A 15,161-nucleotide genomic window follows, 5' to 3' on the forward strand; every position below is an offset into this window, starting at 1 on the left:
CGGCCCTGCCAGCAGGCGGGGCAATCGCCACCCGGTGCCCCGCCGTCAGGCCTCGGCCAGCTGCTGCAGGGGAAAGGCTGGCGCCTTGCCCTGGCGGTCCTGACCGGCGTACACCGTCACGTGGGGATACGGGATCTCGATGCCCTGCGCGTCGAACGCGGCCTTGAGCCGGCGCAGGTATTCGCGCTTGACGCTCCATTGCTCCAGCGGCAAGGTGCGGAAGCGGCAGCGGATGATCACGGCCGAGTCGGCCCAGCTCTCCACGCCGGCCACCTCAAGGTCGGCGATGATCTTCGGCAGGAAGTCGGGGTCCTCACGCAACTCGGCGGCCACGCCGCGCATCACCGCCATCACCTCGTCCACGTTCTCGCGGTAGGCCACGCCGATGTCCATCACCGCGTTGCTGAAGCCGCGCGTCATGTTGATCACGGTGCTGATGTGGCCGTTGGGTATGTAGTGCACGTTGCCGTCGTAATCGCGCAGCTGCACGTAGCGCAGCGTCACCACCTCGACCGAACCCGCGTGATCGCCAATCTTCACCACGTCGCCCTGGCGGATCTGGTTTTCCAGCAGGATGAAGAAGCCGGTGAAGAAGTCCTTGACCAGGCTTTGCGCGCCAAAGCCGACCGCCAGACCCACCACGCCGGCCGCGCCCAGGATGGGCGCTACCGATACCCCCAGCTCGGCCAGCACCAGCATGCCCGCGATGAGGCTCACCACCACCGTGGCGAGGTAGCGGAACACGCGCCCCAGGGTATCCGCACGCTTGGTCGACTCGCGGTCGTCCATGCGGCTCGCGATGCGTTCGCGCAGGGTGCGGATGGTGCGTTGCAGGACTGCGATCAGCAGCCATGCCGCCACGATGATGATGGTCACGCGCAGCAAGGTGGTGGCCGCGCCGCCCAGACTGACCCACCACCGGGCCGCGGTTTCAAGCAGGTTGTCGTTCATGAGGGTCCTCCGGTTCGTGACAAGGCAAAGCTCGCGCCTGCCTGCCTGATGGCGGGCAGCTGCGAAAGGGGTGGCTTACGGAGCGGGAATGGCGGCCAGCGCGTCGAGGAAGCGCTTGCGCCACCAGTGCACGTCTTGCTCGCGGATGCCCGCCAGCAGTGCCTGATGGCGGCGCTGGCGTTCATCCAGCGGCATCTGCAAGGCGCGCTGGATCGTCTCGGCGGTGCGCGTGGTGTCGTACGGATTCACCAGCAGGGCCTCACGCATCTGCTCGGCGGCGCCGGCAAAGCGCGAGAGCACCAGCACACCCGGATCGTCCGGGTCCTGGGCGGCGATGAACTCCTTGGCCACCAGGTTCATGCCGTCGCGCAGCGGCGTGACCAGCGCCACGCTGGCCGCGCGGTAGAGGCCCGGCAAGCGCTTGCGCGCCACGTTGCGATGGATGTAGCGCACCGGCATCCAGTCGAGTTCGCCGAAGTTGCCGTTGATGGCGCCGCACAGGCTCTCCAGCTCCTGTCTGAGCGCGGCATAGGCGTCGACGGATTCGCGGCTGGGCGCGGCGATCTGGATCAGTGTGGCGCTGCCCAGGTTCTCCGGGTAGGACTGCAAGAGTTGGCGAAACGCCTTGAGCCGCTGCGGGAGTCCCTTGGAGTAGTCCATGCGCTCCACGCCCAGCAGAAGGCGTCGGCGCGAATACTCTTCACGCATCTGGGTGTACATCTCCTGCGCTTCGCGCGCCTCCCCGAGTTCGATGAACTCGTCCACGTCGATGCCGATCGGGAAGGCCTGCACCTGCAGCGTCTTGCCAAACGCGCGGAATTCGTGCTCTCCGAGCACATCGGCCTGCGTCTCGGTGCCCACGTAGCGCGAGAAGTGCGACACATCGGCCTCGCACTGCAGACCCACCAGGTCGTAGGCGAACAGCGAGCGCATCAGCCAGTCGTGCTCGGGAACGGCGGCCAGGATCAAGGGTGGCGGCATCGGGATGTGCAGGAAGAAACCCATGCGCTGCTGGCAGCCCATGGCGCGCAGCTCCGCGGCCAGCGGGATCAGGTGGTAGTCGTGCACCCAGATCACGTCGTCGGGGCGCAGCAGGCTGGCCAGCTTGTGCGCCATCATCTGGTTCACGCGCCGGTAGCCACCGATGTAACCGGCATCGAAGTCGGCGAGGTCCAGACGGTAGTGAAACACCGGCCACAGCACGCCATTGCTGTAGCCCAGGTAGTAGCTGTCGTGGTCTTCGCGGCTCAGGTCCACGGTGGCCAGCTGCACGTTGCCCGCGGTTTGCAGGTGCAGGTCACCTTCGCCCGGCGTGCCGTCTTCATCGATCTTGCCGCTCCAGCCGAACCACAGCCCGCCCGAGGCTTCCAGCGCCTGGCCCACGGCCACGGCGAGCCCGCCGGAGGCGGCCTTGCGCGGATCGGCCACGCGGTTGGAGACGACGACGAGTCTGCCCATGTCGTGGTCCTTCAGATCACCGTGTCCCATGCGGCCGACAGGCGCACGGCTGCATTGATGATGCCCACCATCGAATAGGTCTGCGGGTAGTTGCCCCACATTTCACCGGTGGTGGCGTGGGTGTCCTCGGACAGCATGCCCAGCGGGTTGCGCGTGGCCAGCATGGTTTCGAAGATGGCGCGTGCCTCGCTCTTGCGGCCGGTGCGGGCCAGCGCGTCGATGCGCCAGAAGGTGCAGATGTTGAACGCGGTCTCGGGTTTGCCAAAGTCGTCGGCTGCCTCGTAGCGACGCATGTAGGGGCCGTCGCACAGGTGTTCCTCAAGCGCCTTGAGGGTGGCCACGAAACGCGGGTCCATCGGGGCGATGAAGCCCACCTCGACCATGAGCAGCACGCTGGCATCGAGGTCGCGGCCGCCGAAGCTCTCGGCAAACGCCTGTCGCTCTTCGCTCCACGATTCGCGCAGGATGCGATCGCGCATCGCAGCGGCGCGATCGCCCCAGTGCGTCGCGCGGCCTGGCAGGTCGAGCGTGCGCGCGATCTTGGCAAGGCGATCGCAGGCGGCCCAGCACATCAGCGCCGAACTCGTGTGCACGCGGGCGCGGGTGCGCAGCTCCCACATACCGGCATCGGGTTTGTCAAAGATGCGCGCCGCCTGTTCACCCACCGCCTCCAGCCGCTCGAACTCGGCCAGCCCGGCCGGGTGCAGCAGCCGGCGGTCGTGAAAAGCCTGGGCAGCGGCCAGCACGATGTTGCCGTACACGTCGTGCTGGGAGTGCTCTTGTGCCTGGTTGCCCACACGCACCGGGCCCATGCCACGGTAACCGGGCAGTGTCTCGCAGATGCGCTCGGGCAATTCACGCTCCAGCCCGATGCCGTGCAGCGGCTGGATGTGTCCACTGGCGTCACCGTCGTCCTTGGAGCCGACCACCACATTGGACAGCCAGCGCAGGTAGTCCTCCAGCGTGCCGACCTCGGACAGGCTGTTGAGCGCGCGCACCACAAAGAACGCGTCGCGCAGCCAGCAGTAGCGGTAGTCCCAGTTGCGCTGGCTGCCCGGCGCTTCCGGGATGCTGGTGGTCATGGCCGCCACGATGGCGCCGGTGTCCTCGAACATCGAGAGTTTGAGCGTGATGGCCGCGCGAATCACCGCGTCCTGCCACTCCAGCGGCACGGCCAGACGCTGGCTCCAGCCCTGCCAGTAGGCCAGTGTCTCCTGCTCGAAATGGCGCGCGGTGTCGCCGATGCCGGCTTCCAGGGTTTCGTCCGGGCCGAGCAGGAAATTGAGTTCGCGGGTGAGCAGGAAGGGCTCGCGCGCCAACACGTGGCTGATGGACGCGTCGGTGTGCAGCCGCAGTGTCTGCTGGTCGCCAACAAAGCGGATGTGGTGGCTGCCCGAGGTGATGCGCGGGGCTTGCGCGCCCCAGTCGAAGCGCGGTGCGAGCGTCACGCGGATGCGCGGCACTCCCTTGATCGGGCGCACGCGGCGCACCAGCTGGGTCGGCCGGAAGTAGCGGCCGCGTGAGAGGAAACGCGGCGCGAAGTCGGTGATGGAAATGCCGTGACCCTGGCTGTCCCACAGCTCGGTCACCAGCACGGCGGTGTTGGGTTCGTAGCGCTGGGTGACTTCCACCATGTCTTCGAGCTCGATGGCCCACGATCCGGCCTCGGCGTCGGTGCCCCCGAGCAATGCGTGAAACACCGGGTCGCCGTCGAAGCGCGGCAGGCAACTCCAGACAACACGACCGTGCGGATCGATCAGTGCGCTGAAGGCACAGTTGCCCACCATGCCGAGCGAGAGTGATGGGGCGGCGGGCGGTGCGAAGCGGTTCGGGGAAGTCGTCATGCGTGGATCAAGGGGGTTTGGGTGGCTTCGGTCAACCAGGCGCGCAGGGCTTGCGGGTTGTCGCAGCGATGAAGGGCAATGCTCGTGCCCGCTCCGACCTTGATACCGGCGCCACCCAGGCGCTGCACGACGGCGAAGCCGGCCTCGTCGGTCACGTCATCGCCGGCGAAGACGGGCCGACGACCGGCGAACGGCGCCTCGTTCATGAAGGCTTGAATTGCCAGGCCTTTGTTCACGCCGACCGATTTCACCTCGATCACCGCCTTGCCTCGCAGCAGCTGCAGGCCATTTTCGTTTTCGATGGCACGCGAGAGGGTCTGCACGCACAAGGTCTCGAGTGAAGGGGCGAGCCTGAAGTGCAGTGCCATGGAAGTCTGTTTGATCTCCAGCAGCAGCCCGGTGTGGCGTCCCGACAGGTGCTGCGCAGCGGCAATGGCGCGGTCCAGTCCCTGGGGTCGGTGTGCGGACACGTCACCGTGCGCCGAGATGCGCAGGGCGCCATGCTCGAACGCAGCCGGCCACCGCCAAGGCGAGAGCATGGGCTCGATGTCTTCGCGGGCGCGGCCGGTGACCACCGCCAGCGCACCGTTCAGTTGCCCGTGCAGCCGATCGAGCAGGCGAGCAAGATCGCCAGGCACATCCACCGCATCGGGTCGGTGAGCCAGATCAGCCAGCGTTCCATCAAAGTCCAGGAAGAGTGCTGACCCTTGCGTCAGCAGCTTGGGTAAGGTACTCATGAGCGGTCAACCGTAACACGATGAGCGCCGGCGTGGTACCCGTTGCGCCAAGACCCACCTTCAAGCTGCGAAGTTTTTCAACCCGCTTGACGGCAACAGGTGGCGCTCAATCGGCAGCAACGGCGGGGCCCGCAGCGCCGAGGCCTTTCTCGACAGCGGCCACACGGGCCCTGTGGATCTGCTCGCCCACTTTCGGCCCGCTCAGGCCATCGGCCTGGGCCTGGGCCGCGATGTGGGCTGTGTCCACCGCCTGCGCCCACACCAGCGCCTGGGCGAGTTGCTCGCGCTGCGGGTAGGCCATGTCGCTCATGCTCAGCCGCCCACGTGCATCGCATTCGCAGGCCAGCAGCACTTCGTGGAAGCGGGCCGGTTTGCGCAGCGCGTCACAGCGTTCCAGCAAGCGCACCCTTGCCGCGGCACCCAGCGAGGCGCAGCGGTGGATGTTGCCGTGCTCGCGCGCCACCACATCGGCCAGTTCGCGGCAGTCCACCGGCACACGCAGCCGCTCGCACACGCCCTTGAGCAGCTTCGCGCTGCGCTCCTCGTGGCCAATGTGGCGCGGCAGCAGGTCGGCCGGCGTCGTGCCCTTGCCGAGGTCGTGGCCCAGGCAGGCAAAGCGCACGGTGAGCGGTGCATTCAGGCGCGCGCTCATGTCGAGCACCATCATCAGGTGCACGCCGGTGTCGATCTCGGGGTGGTACTCGGCACGCTGCGGCACGCCCCAAAGACGATCCACTTCAGGCAGCAGGCGCTTCAACGCGCCGCAGTCGCGCAGCACGTCGAACATGCGGCTGGGGCGTTGCTCCATCAACCCGCGCGCAAGCTCCTGCCACACGCGCTCGGCCACCAGATGGTCGACTTCTCCGTGCTCCACCATGTGCTGCATCAACGCCTGCGTTTCGGGGGCCACGGAAAAGTCGGGGAACCGAGCGGCAAAGCGCGCCAGCCGCAGGATGCGCACCGGGTCTTCGGTGAAGGACTCGGTCACGTGGCGCAGCACGCGGTCCTGCAGATCCTGCCGGCCCTTGTGCGGGTCGATGAGCTGTGCGTGAGCGGGATCGCTCGCCTCATCGGCCGCCACGGCCATCGCATTGATGGTGAGGTCGCGCCGGGCAAGGTCGTCCTCCAGCGTCACGACCGGCTCGGCATGCACGACGAAACCGCGGTAGCCGGGAGAGGTCTTGCGCTCGGTGCGGGCCAGCGCGTATTCCTCGCGCGTGACGGGGTGCAGGAACACCGGGAAATCACGCCCCACCGGCAAAAAGCCTTGCTGCACCATGGCCTCGGGCGTGGCACCCACCACCACCCAGTCGCGGTCCACGTGCGAGGCTTCAGGCGTGCCGGCGGCACGCGCCATCAGCGCGTCGCGCACCGCGCCGCCGACGAGGTAGGTTTTCATGCCGCCGAGTTTAGGCCCCCTGACAGCGACGGAGCGCGGGCCACTATCTACCCAGGCGGTACGGCTCGTCAAAGTCGATGAAGTCGTGCTCGGCCAGTGCTTCATCGATCCAGGCTTTCACACCCGGTAGCGCACACACACGCTCCACATACGCCAGCAGGTCGGCTGGCAGTGGCAGTTCGTAGGTTTTGATGCGCATGCACACCGGCGCGAAGTACGCGTCGGCGATGGTGAATTCGCCGAACAGCAGGGCACCGGCGGGTTGCGCCGCGAGCAGTTCGCTCCACAGGCCGCCCAGGCGCGCCATGTCGGCACGCACGCCCGGCTTGTCGCGCCAGACCAGCCGGCCGATCTCGGGCAGTGAGGCCTCGATGTTCATCGGGCAATGGTTGCGCAACGCGGTGAAGCCGCTGTGCATCTCGGCGCAGACGCTGCGTGCGCGGGCCCGGGCTTTCACGTCCTTGGGCCACAGCTGCTTGTCGGGGGAGCGCTCGGCGAGGTACTCGGCAATCGCGAGCGTGTCCCAGATGGCAAAGCCGTCGTCCACCAACACCGGCACCTTGCCCAACGGGTTGACGACACGCAGGTTCTTCTTGAAGGTGGAATCGATATCGAACGAGTCGAATCGCACCATCACCTCTTCAAACGGGATGCCCGCCTGTTTCATGAGCACCCAGGGCCGCATGGACCACGAGGAATAGTTCTTGTTGCCGACGTAGAGTTGCAATGCCATGGGGCCTCCTTGAAAAGAGCCCCATGGTAAGGACTTCGCGCCCGCTGATTGATGCCGAAATGTGCGCCGATTGATCCGCTGCGTTCCTGACGCGCAGGCGGCGTTGTTCAGGCGTACTTTTCCAGGATGCGGGTGGACCGCTCGACCTCGCGGAAGGTATGGACCTCCGAGTCGGAAGTGGACACGGCTTCCATTACCGAGGTCGCCATCATGCGGTAGAAGGCCTTGTCCATGGCCTTGCGTGCGGCCGACATCTGCTGGGCCACGTCTTCGCATGACCGGCCATCCTCGACCATGTCGATCAGGCCGCGGACCTGGCCTTCGATGCGTTTGAGGCGGTTGATCACGTCGCGCTGGTGTTCGGTGCGGTAACCGGGGGCAGCAGGGGCGCCGGCTCTGCGGCTGGTGGGGAGCTTCAGGTTGGAGACTGTCATCTGATTTCCTGGGTTGGTGTTGTACTGTGTACGGTTTAATGTAAGCCCGAACAACCCCATGAAAAATGACACCTTGGTGGTATTTATTGATCTTTTGGCAAGGCAAAAGTCACAATTGAACCGGCTTTCGTGTGCCCCGACCTCAAGGCCGTTCGCCCTGCCTGAACTCCAGCAGCTTGCTGCGTCCACCGCGCTGGCCCAGGTACGTGGGGGCGATGGTGTGCACGCTGGCGGGCACGATGCCCAATGAGGAAAGGCCGGGCCACTGGTGGGTGGCCACGTTGTCGACCGACATGGCATCGAGGTTGTCGCGACTCATCAACGGCTCGCCGGGCATGAGTTCCATCGTGGCGGCTTGCAGTCGCGCCAGGAAAGCGGGCAGCGGCAGCACGGGGCGCTGTTTGCTGCCGTACCGTCCTGCGACGCCCACCAGCTCGGCCAGCGTCAGCACATCGGGGCCGGCGCACTCGAAGGTCTGGCCGACCGTGCTTTGGGGGAGGCCCCGATCCGCGATGCAGGCTGCCACGGCGCTGGCCACATCCTCCACCCACACCGGTTGAAAACGGGCCCCCGCGCCAGCCAGCGGGATCACGGGAAAAATCGATTGCAGGCGGGCGAACACGTTGAGCAAGCGATCGCCTGCCCCAAAGATGACGCTGGGCCGCAGCACGGTCAGGTCCAGGTCGGCAGCGCGCAGCAGCTCTTCGCCACGTGCCTTGCTGCGTTGGTAGCGCGAAGGTCCGTCCAGGCTCACCCCGAGCGCGCTGATGTGTACCAGACGGCGCACGCCGTCGGCCAGGCAGGCCTCCGACAAGGCCAGGGGCAGCTCCACGTGCACACGCTCGAACGCCTCTTCGTTGCCATGCAGGATGGCAATGAGGTTGATCACGGCATCGTGGCCCGTCACCAGCTCCAGCAGCTGGGCGGGGTCGTGCACGTCGGCCTCGATCACGGTCACCCGCGGCAGGTGTTGCACGGCGGCCGCGTTGATGGCGCGGCGCGTGGGCACGGTGATGCGCCAACCCTGGCGGTGCAGCTTTTCACAGACATGGCGGCCGACAAAACCGGTTCCGCCCAGGACGAGGATGTTTTTCATGAGGTGTGCAGGCGCCAGTATGTTCAGGGGAGATCGCGGTTGATGGTCGCATCGCCGCCCACGCGCGGACCGACGGTGCCCAGCCGCGCGCGCAGGGACTGCGGCTGGCCGGTGAGCAGCGCGGCATAGCTGGTGGTGTTGGCGAGAACACGCTTGACGTAGTCACGTGTCTCTTCAAACGGAATGTTCTCAGCCCAGATTTCACCCGGCAGCACCGGGCCGTTGCGCCAGTTGCGTGGGCGGCCTGGCCCGGCGTTGTAGGCGGCTGCGGCCAGGGGCAACGAGCCCTCGAAGTCGTCGAGCGCGAGCTTGAGGTAGGCCGTTCCGATGAGGATGTTGGTCTCATGTTCGGTGATCTGGGCCGGCCTGAAATCGGTCAGGCCGATCTTGCGGGCGGTCCAGCGCGCGGTGGCCGGCATCACCTGCATGAGACCCGAGGCGCCCACACCCGAGCGCGCGTCGGTGACGAAGCGGCTTTCCTGACGGATCAGGCCGTACACGTAGGCCGGGTCCAGGCCGATCTCGCGTGCGCGTGTCACCACGGCGGAGCGGTGCGGTGTGGGGAAACGCTGGGCGTGATCTTGCGTGGTGGGCGTGCGCAGGCTGGTGTTGATGCAGCGGTCCCAGAGTTCGGCTTCGCAGGCCAGGGCGGCGGCGGCGAGCAGTTCACGCTCGCCCATGCCGCCGGCATCGTGCAGGGTGGTGATGTAGTTCCACTCACGCACGCCTTCGCTGCGCAGGCCCAACCGCATGGCAATGAGCGCACGGCGCAAGCCCGGGTTGCGCCGCGCGGCCGCGGTTTCTTCGGCGCTCGGTGGTGTGGGGGCGGGCGGTGTGGTGATCTGTCGGCCCAGGTCTTCGAGCGCGAGCTGTTCGTAGAAGCCACGCTCCGAGGCGATCGATTCGAGCAGCGTGCGGGCCTGCACCGAGGCGGTGGACGCGTTGGGCAGATCGAGCGCCTGCAGGGCGCGTGCCTTCCAGTAGATCCAGTCGGGTTGACCCTGCTGCAGTTCGCTCATGGCTGCGATGGCATCGCGCACATGGCCCCAGGCGCCCGCGCGCATGCCGGCGCGCGCCTTCCAGGCCAGGTGGTCGTCGTGCATGAAGCGGTCTTCACCGTTGGCGAAGTAGGTCAGGGCCTGGTTTTCCAGTTTTTGCGCGGAGCGTTTGCCGATCACGCCCCATACCCAACTGCGCTCTTCCTTGGTGAGCTGGGTTTTCCAGCGTGTGCGGTCCATTTCCAACGCAGCTGCGGTCGGATCGTTGAAGGCCAGCTTGATGATGGCCAGGGTCACCAACTCTTTGGTGCGCGGGCGGATGGCAGTGATCTTCTCGTCCAGGTACTTGGCGGGGTCGCTGATGACGGTGTCCACCATGCTGGCCCAATCCGGGTCGAGCAGGCCCACGGCCTGGCTGGCCACGCGCGGGCGGTTGGCGTCCACGGCCAGGCGCGCACGCTGCCAGGCGGCTTCGGGCTTGAGCTGCCCGCTGGTCAGCAGCGACTGCGCTGCGGTCGCGCAGCCATCGTCGGCCTCGCGCTGGGCGTGCCAGAGCGTGCGCACCCGCTGCGCGGCGAGTTCGGCCGGCATGCGGCCGCTGGCGGCGTCGAGCATGAGGGCGTAGCAGCTCACCTGCCGGTCGTCGTTCATGCGAAAGCGCGGTAGCTCGATTGAAAAGTTGGTCCAGTCGCGTGCGCGACCCAGCAGCAGCATCCAGTCGTTGCGCAGTCGGTCTTCCCAGTAGGTGCCGGCCATGCGGTCCATGGCCGCGCGGATGTCGACCGGGCTGGCGGTTTCAAGCCGAGCTTTCATCTCCCAATAGATGGCCAGCGGCTCCAGCGTGTGGCCGCGCACGACGGGCAGCAGGCGGGTGAGCTGGGTGGTGTTGTTGCGGCGGAAGGCGTCGCGCATCTCCAGCAAGGTGGCATCGCCCCCGGTGCTGCTTTGTGCGTGCGCCAGCCCTGGCAACACCAGCACGGCCATAATGAAACGCAGAGCCCACCGGTGCATGCCCTGCATGTCAACCGTGGTCTGCGCTTTTGATCCCTGTTTCACACCAACCTGTTTCATGCGTTGATTATGGACACCAAAGACGGCCCGAATGCTCCACCACCCCTCAGGAAACAGGCCGAAGGATCAACGGCGGCTGCGCTGAAAACCGAGTGGCGCAAGTCGCTGATCGAAAAGCGCCAGGCGCTGGCCGACCGCAACCTGCGCAACGACCTGCTGCAACGGGTCATGCGCGTGTGGCTGATCGAGCGGCCTGATGCGGTGATTGGCGCCTACTGGCCCATCAAGGGCGAGTTCGATCCGCTGCCGGCGCTGTTTCGCTGGCAGGAGGCCGGCCTGGAAGAAGACGCGCAGGGCGCGCAACGGCACCGGCGCATCAGCCTGCCGGTGGTCAACAAGATCGACAAGACGCTGACCTTCTACACCTGGTACCCGGGCTGCCCGATGGAGGAAGATGCCTTTGGCATTCCGAAGCCGAAGGACACCGAGATCGTGGAACCCACGCTGATCTTTGTGCCCTGCGTGGGCTATGGCCCCGGAGGCTTTCGCCTGGGATACGGTGGCGGTTTCTACGACCGCACGCTCGCCAGCCTGAACCCCAAGCCCTTCACCGTGGGCCTGGGGTACGACTTCGGCTGGCTGCCGTACCTGAAACCCGAGATCCATGACGTGCCGCTGGACGCCGTCCTGTCGGATACCGGCGTCATGTGGCCTGAGAGGTAGTGCCCCCACGCTCCGCCGCCGCGCGGGTCGCTGCCCCACGAGGGGGCTGATCCGCCTTGGGGCGGCCCAGCGGCGGATCGTCGCTCAGGGATGCTCCGCGTTCGCGTGCACCTCGGTGATGAGCTTCTCGCGCCGCACCAGGTAGAGCCCGCTGCCGATGATGATGGCCGCACCCAGCCAGGTGTGTGAGCTCGGCAGCGTTTGCCAGATCATCCAGTCCAGCCCCAGGCCCCAGGCCAGCGCGCTGTATTCGAACGGCGCCACGGCCGAGGCCTGGCCGTGGCGGAAGGCCTCGGTGATGGCCAGCTGGCCACCAAAGCCGGTGATCGCCAGAGCCAGCAGCAGCGGCGCGTCGCTGCGCTGAATGGCCACCCAATCGGACCAGGCCAGAGCACCTGCGCCCAGTGACATCAACATCATCATCCACAGCACCATGCTCTCGCTGCTGTCGGTGCGACTGGCCAGACGGCCCGTGACGGCGGCCACCGCGTAACACAGCGCAGCGCCCAGCGTGGCCAGGCCACCCACCGTGACGAAGCCGCTCTGCAGGGCTTCACCGCTGGGCCGCAGCGCAATGAGGACGCCGATGAAGCCGACACCAATCGCCCACCAATGCGCGGCCGGCACGCGCTCCTTGAGCACGGGCACCGACAGCATGGTGATAAGCAGCGGCGAGATGAAGAACAGCGTGTACGCGGCCGACAGCGGCAGCTCGCGCACACCCATGGTGAACAGCGACAGCATGGCAATGCCGAGCACGCCGCGCAACAGGTGCAGTGGCCAACGGACCTTGAACACCGTGTGCCAGGCGCCGCGCCAGGCGATGTACAGCAGCACCAGCGGCAGCGCGGTCATGCCGCGCAGCGCCGCGATCTGCAGCACCGGGTAGCGCGCGGAAAGTGTCTTGAGGACAGCGTCCATGAGCGCGAAGAAGCCCACCGCCACGAGCATGAAGACGATGCTGCGCAGGTTGCCGGCGGCGAGGTGGCGGGAGCTCGACACGGCCTAATCCATTTGATCAATGGTGTCGGGGTCGGGTATGTCGCCGATGGCCTCCCGCGTGGCCGCGGCCTGCAGCAGCAGCCAGTCGCAAAAGGCTTTCACTTCGGGCCGCTGCGCGCTGCGTGGCGCCACCATGAGCCAGTAGACCAGGGGCGAGTCCAGCCGGGTGTGGGGCAGTGGCTCCACCAGCGCGCCGCTGGCCAGGCTCTCGGCCACCAGCGGCAGGCGCGCGAGCGCCACGCCCTGGCCAGTGAGCGCTGCTTGCACGATCTGGTTGGCGTAGTTGAAGTACATCCAGCGCTGTGGCGAAAGCTTGGCCGGTGTGCTGCGGCTCCCCCGCTTGCCGGTGGTGCTTGCCGGGGCTTCGCCAAAGGTGTCGAGCCAGCGCTGCCAGGTGAGCCATTCCAGATGGCGCGTGCGGTGCGCGTCGCCGGCTTCGATCAGCGCGCATTTCGAGAGGTCTTCGATGCTGCGGATCGGGTGCGTCTTGAGCAGCCAGGGGCTGGCGACCGGCGTGAGCTGTTCGCCAAAGAGCCGATGCGCGCCGGCCGGGATGCCCTGCGGCACCGCGTAGCGCAGGGCCAGGTCCACGTCGGAGGTGGCGAGGTCGACCGCGTTGTCGGTGGCGTCGATGCGGATGTCGATGTCGGGGTGGTCGCGCTGAAAGGCTTCGAGCCGCGGGATCAGCCACATCGATGCGAAGGAGGCCCAGGTGGTGATGGCCACGCTCTTGCGTCCCGCACTCTGGCGGATCTGCCGCACGCTCGCATCAATGCGCTCCAGCGCGGAGGCTGCGGCGCGCAGCAGCTGCGAGCCTGCGCTGGTGAGCTCGACTGCACGGGTGTGGCGCAGGAACAGGGCGGTGCCGACTTCGTCCTCCAGCGCCTGGATCTGCCGGCTCACTGCGCTCTGTGTGAGCGAAAGCTCCTCGGCCGCCGCGCGGAAGTTGAGGTGGCGCGCCACCGCTTCAAAGGCGCGCAGGTGTCCGGCGGCGATGGGTCGGGTGCGGGGATGGCTGCTGGTGAGCTGCATGGGGGCTCCGGGCATTGATGCGGTTATCGAATCAATAGCTTACTGCGTATTCATTGGACGGTGAGGGGCTGAGGCGCGAACATTCGTTCCCAGGATGAGCCTTCGTCCCCTCTTCAGGAGCTTCTCATGAACACCCGTTTCGCCCCCATTGCCGTTTCGTCCGACCGTGTTGCTTGCGCCGCCACCCAGCGCGGCTGGCGCCTCGACGCGCGCCGCGCGATGACGCTGCGCCCCCATGTGGCCAGCCGCCTGCACATCACGCAGGGCCGCGCCTGGGTCACGCTGGGGGTTCCGCACCAGGGCGCGGGCAACGAGTCGGGTGATCTGATGCTGGCGGCCGGCGAAAGCCTGACCGTACCGGCCGGGGCGCGCCTGGTCATGGAGCCCTGGCAGCCGGCCAGCGCCGCGCCGGTGCGCTTCGAGTGGTGCGCCGAGCCCGAAGCCCGTGCCGTCGAGCGGCCCGACCGTTTCGGCCGTGAGGTGGTGACACCCTCGCGCGAACTCGGGGTAGCGCTGGGGCAAGCGGGTCTGGCGTTCGCGCGGTTGATGCGCGGGCTGTTCGGCTACAGCGAGTTTCTGGTGGCAGGCCGGGGCCGCGTGCTGACCCCGTACGAATCCAACCAACCTTGAAGACAGAGCCACCACGCTCCGCCGCTGCGCGGGTCGCTGCCCCGAGGGGCTGGCCTTGCTCGGGGCGGCCCTGCGCTGCGGCCGCTAGCCGCTCTTGCGCGCTGGCCGTTTCTTCGGCTTGCGCGCGGCCACCGCGGCCTCCAGCGCCAGCCGCGCCCAGGGCAGCATGAGCGCGGGAGACTCCAGCGCCTCGTCCGGGGGCGTGTGGTAGTTCAGCTTCATGGCCTTGCCCTTGGCCTCGTAGACAAAAGGCCTTCCGCCGGCGGCCAACCACTGCGGCTCGGTCTCGGCGTTGGTCTTCAGGAAAAGCGTGTCCCACGCGATGATCGCGATGTTCATGCCGTCGGTGGAAATGCCCCAGCCGCCGAACATGCGCTTGGGCACGCACGGCCCCACGCCCGAGAGCAACTCGCAGGCGTGCAGCGCGAAGGGATCGATGGGTTTGACCATGAGCCCATCTTAGAAGCCTCATCCGGCAGAATCCACCGATGGCCAGACCCAAATCCGCTTCGCACGATCTCAAGCGCGATGAAATCCTCGACGTCGCGGCACGCTGTTTTGCGTCGCAGAGCTTTCCCGCCGCCAGCATGAATGACATCGCCGCGGCCTGCGGCGCCAGCAAGGCGCGGCTCTACCACTACTACGAGAGCAAGGAAGCGATCCTGTTCGACCTGCTCGACCGTTACACCCAGCGCCTGCTCGCGCTCATTGGCGAATCGGAGGCGCGCGCGCAGCGCAAGAACCTGAGCGAACGCGACGCCCTGAGCGAACTCGTGCGCGCGTTCCTGGCCGAGTACGAGACCTCCGCCACGCGCCATGTGGCCCTGGTGTCCGACACCAAGTTCCTCGGCGAGGTGCAGCGCGAACTGATCCTGAACCGCCAGCGCGACGTGGTCGCCGCTTTCACCCGCTTCCTCAAGCGCGCCTACCCCGATCGTGTGACGCCGGTCAACCAGACCGCGCTGACCATGATGCTGTTCGGCATGATCAACTGGACCTTCACCTGGCTGCGCCCGGGCGGCGCCATGAGCTACAGCGCCTTCGCCGACGAGGTGGTCGCCATGATGGAACGCGGTCTGGCGGGCCCGGCTCAGGGTTGAAATTCGTTCACCT

15 protein-coding genes are annotated in these 15,161 nt (G+C 67.0%); 3 read left to right on the forward strand and 12 right to left on the reverse strand.

Annotation, left to right across the window (positions count from 1 at the left end):
- Positions 1 to 45: 45 nt before the first annotated feature.
- From ASE11_RS06390 to ASE11_RS06430, 9 genes are all read right to left on the reverse strand, one after another.
- Positions 46 to 951, reverse strand: coding sequence for a mechanosensitive ion channel family protein (locus ASE11_RS06390; RefSeq protein WP_056268121.1), 906 nt, complete (start codon positions 949 to 951; stop codon positions 46 to 48).
- Positions 952 to 1,026: 75 nt separating this feature from the next.
- On the reverse strand, positions 1,027 to 2,409 hold the full coding sequence (otsA, locus tag ASE11_RS06395) for an alpha,alpha-trehalose-phosphate synthase (UDP-forming) (RefSeq protein ID WP_056268270.1): 1,383 nt from the start codon (positions 2,407 to 2,409) through the stop codon (positions 1,027 to 1,029).
- Between the two features lie 11 nt (positions 2,410 to 2,420).
- On the reverse strand, positions 2,421 to 4,319 hold the full coding sequence (locus ASE11_RS06400) for a glycoside hydrolase family 15 protein (protein WP_056268124.1): 1,899 nt from the start codon (positions 4,317 to 4,319) through the stop codon (positions 2,421 to 2,423).
- The gene (otsB, locus tag ASE11_RS06405; RefSeq protein WP_056268127.1) at positions 4,250 to 4,990 is read right to left on the reverse strand and encodes a trehalose-phosphatase; all 741 of its coding nucleotides are present in this window, start codon (positions 4,988 to 4,990) and stop codon (positions 4,250 to 4,252) included. Before otsB ends, ASE11_RS06400 begins: the two co-directional genes overlap by 70 nt.
- Before the next feature lie 106 nt (positions 4,991 to 5,096).
- Entirely contained in the window at positions 5,097 to 6,389 is a 1,293-nt protein-coding gene (locus ASE11_RS06410) for a multifunctional CCA addition/repair protein (protein WP_056268130.1), read from the reverse strand.
- Between the two features lie 43 nt (positions 6,390 to 6,432).
- Positions 6,433 to 7,122: a glutathione S-transferase family protein gene (locus tag ASE11_RS06415; RefSeq protein WP_056268133.1), complete on the reverse strand. Its 690-nt coding sequence runs from the start codon at positions 7,120 to 7,122 to the stop codon at positions 6,433 to 6,435.
- A 107-nt stretch (positions 7,123 to 7,229) separates the two neighbouring features.
- Entirely contained in the window at positions 7,230 to 7,556 is a 327-nt protein-coding gene (locus ASE11_RS06420) for a metal-sensitive transcriptional regulator (protein ID WP_082585565.1), read from the reverse strand.
- 142 nt (positions 7,557 to 7,698) lie between these two features.
- Positions 7,699 to 8,652 (reverse strand): complex I NDUFA9 subunit family protein, encoded by a 954-nt coding sequence (locus ASE11_RS06425; protein WP_056268137.1) that lies wholly within the window; start codon positions 8,650 to 8,652, stop codon positions 7,699 to 7,701.
- A gap of 23 nt (positions 8,653 to 8,675) precedes the next feature.
- The gene (locus tag ASE11_RS06430; RefSeq protein ID WP_235501210.1) at positions 8,676 to 10,634 is read right to left on the reverse strand and encodes a lytic transglycosylase domain-containing protein; all 1,959 of its coding nucleotides are present in this window, start codon (positions 10,632 to 10,634) and stop codon (positions 8,676 to 8,678) included.
- Positions 10,635 to 10,730: 96 nt separating this feature from the next.
- Here ASE11_RS06430 and ASE11_RS06435 point away from each other — a divergent pair, with 96 nt between their 5' ends.
- Positions 10,731 to 11,384 (forward strand): 5-formyltetrahydrofolate cyclo-ligase, encoded by a 654-nt coding sequence (locus ASE11_RS06435; RefSeq protein WP_082585566.1) that lies wholly within the window; start codon positions 10,731 to 10,733, stop codon positions 11,382 to 11,384.
- A gap of 84 nt (positions 11,385 to 11,468) precedes the next feature.
- On the opposite strand, the gene ASE11_RS06440 is transcribed toward ASE11_RS06435, so the two are convergent.
- Entirely contained in the window at positions 11,469 to 12,335 is an 867-nt protein-coding gene (locus tag ASE11_RS06440; protein ID WP_056268284.1) for a DMT family transporter, read from the reverse strand.
- 54 nt (positions 12,336 to 12,389) lie between these two features.
- Positions 12,390 to 13,418 carry a LysR substrate-binding domain-containing protein gene (locus ASE11_RS06445; protein WP_056268287.1) on the reverse strand — a complete coding sequence of 343 codons (1,029 nt, stop codon included), beginning with the start codon at positions 13,416 to 13,418 and terminating at the stop codon, positions 12,390 to 12,392.
- 126 nt (positions 13,419 to 13,544) lie between these two features.
- Here ASE11_RS06445 and ASE11_RS06450 point away from each other — a divergent pair, with 126 nt between their 5' ends.
- Positions 13,545 to 14,048: a DUF2917 domain-containing protein gene (locus ASE11_RS06450; RefSeq protein WP_056268140.1), complete on the forward strand. Its 504-nt coding sequence runs from the start codon at positions 13,545 to 13,547 to the stop codon at positions 14,046 to 14,048.
- Positions 14,049 to 14,132: 84 nt separating this feature from the next.
- Here the strand turns inward: ASE11_RS06450 and ASE11_RS06455 are convergent, their stop codons facing one another.
- Positions 14,133 to 14,498, reverse strand: a complete 366-nt coding sequence (locus ASE11_RS06455; RefSeq protein WP_056268144.1) for a TfoX/Sxy family protein — start codon at positions 14,496 to 14,498, stop codon at positions 14,133 to 14,135.
- A 38-nt stretch (positions 14,499 to 14,536) separates the two neighbouring features.
- On the opposite strand from ASE11_RS06455, the gene ASE11_RS06460 reads away from it, so the two are divergent.
- Entirely contained in the window at positions 14,537 to 15,148 is a 612-nt protein-coding gene (locus ASE11_RS06460) for a TetR/AcrR family transcriptional regulator (protein ID WP_056268147.1), read from the forward strand.
- Positions 15,149 to 15,161 lie beyond the last annotated feature (13 nt).

This window comes from Hydrogenophaga sp. Root209, from assembly GCF_001428625.1.
Taxonomy (GTDB): domain Bacteria; phylum Pseudomonadota; class Gammaproteobacteria; order Burkholderiales; family Burkholderiaceae_C; genus Hydrogenophaga.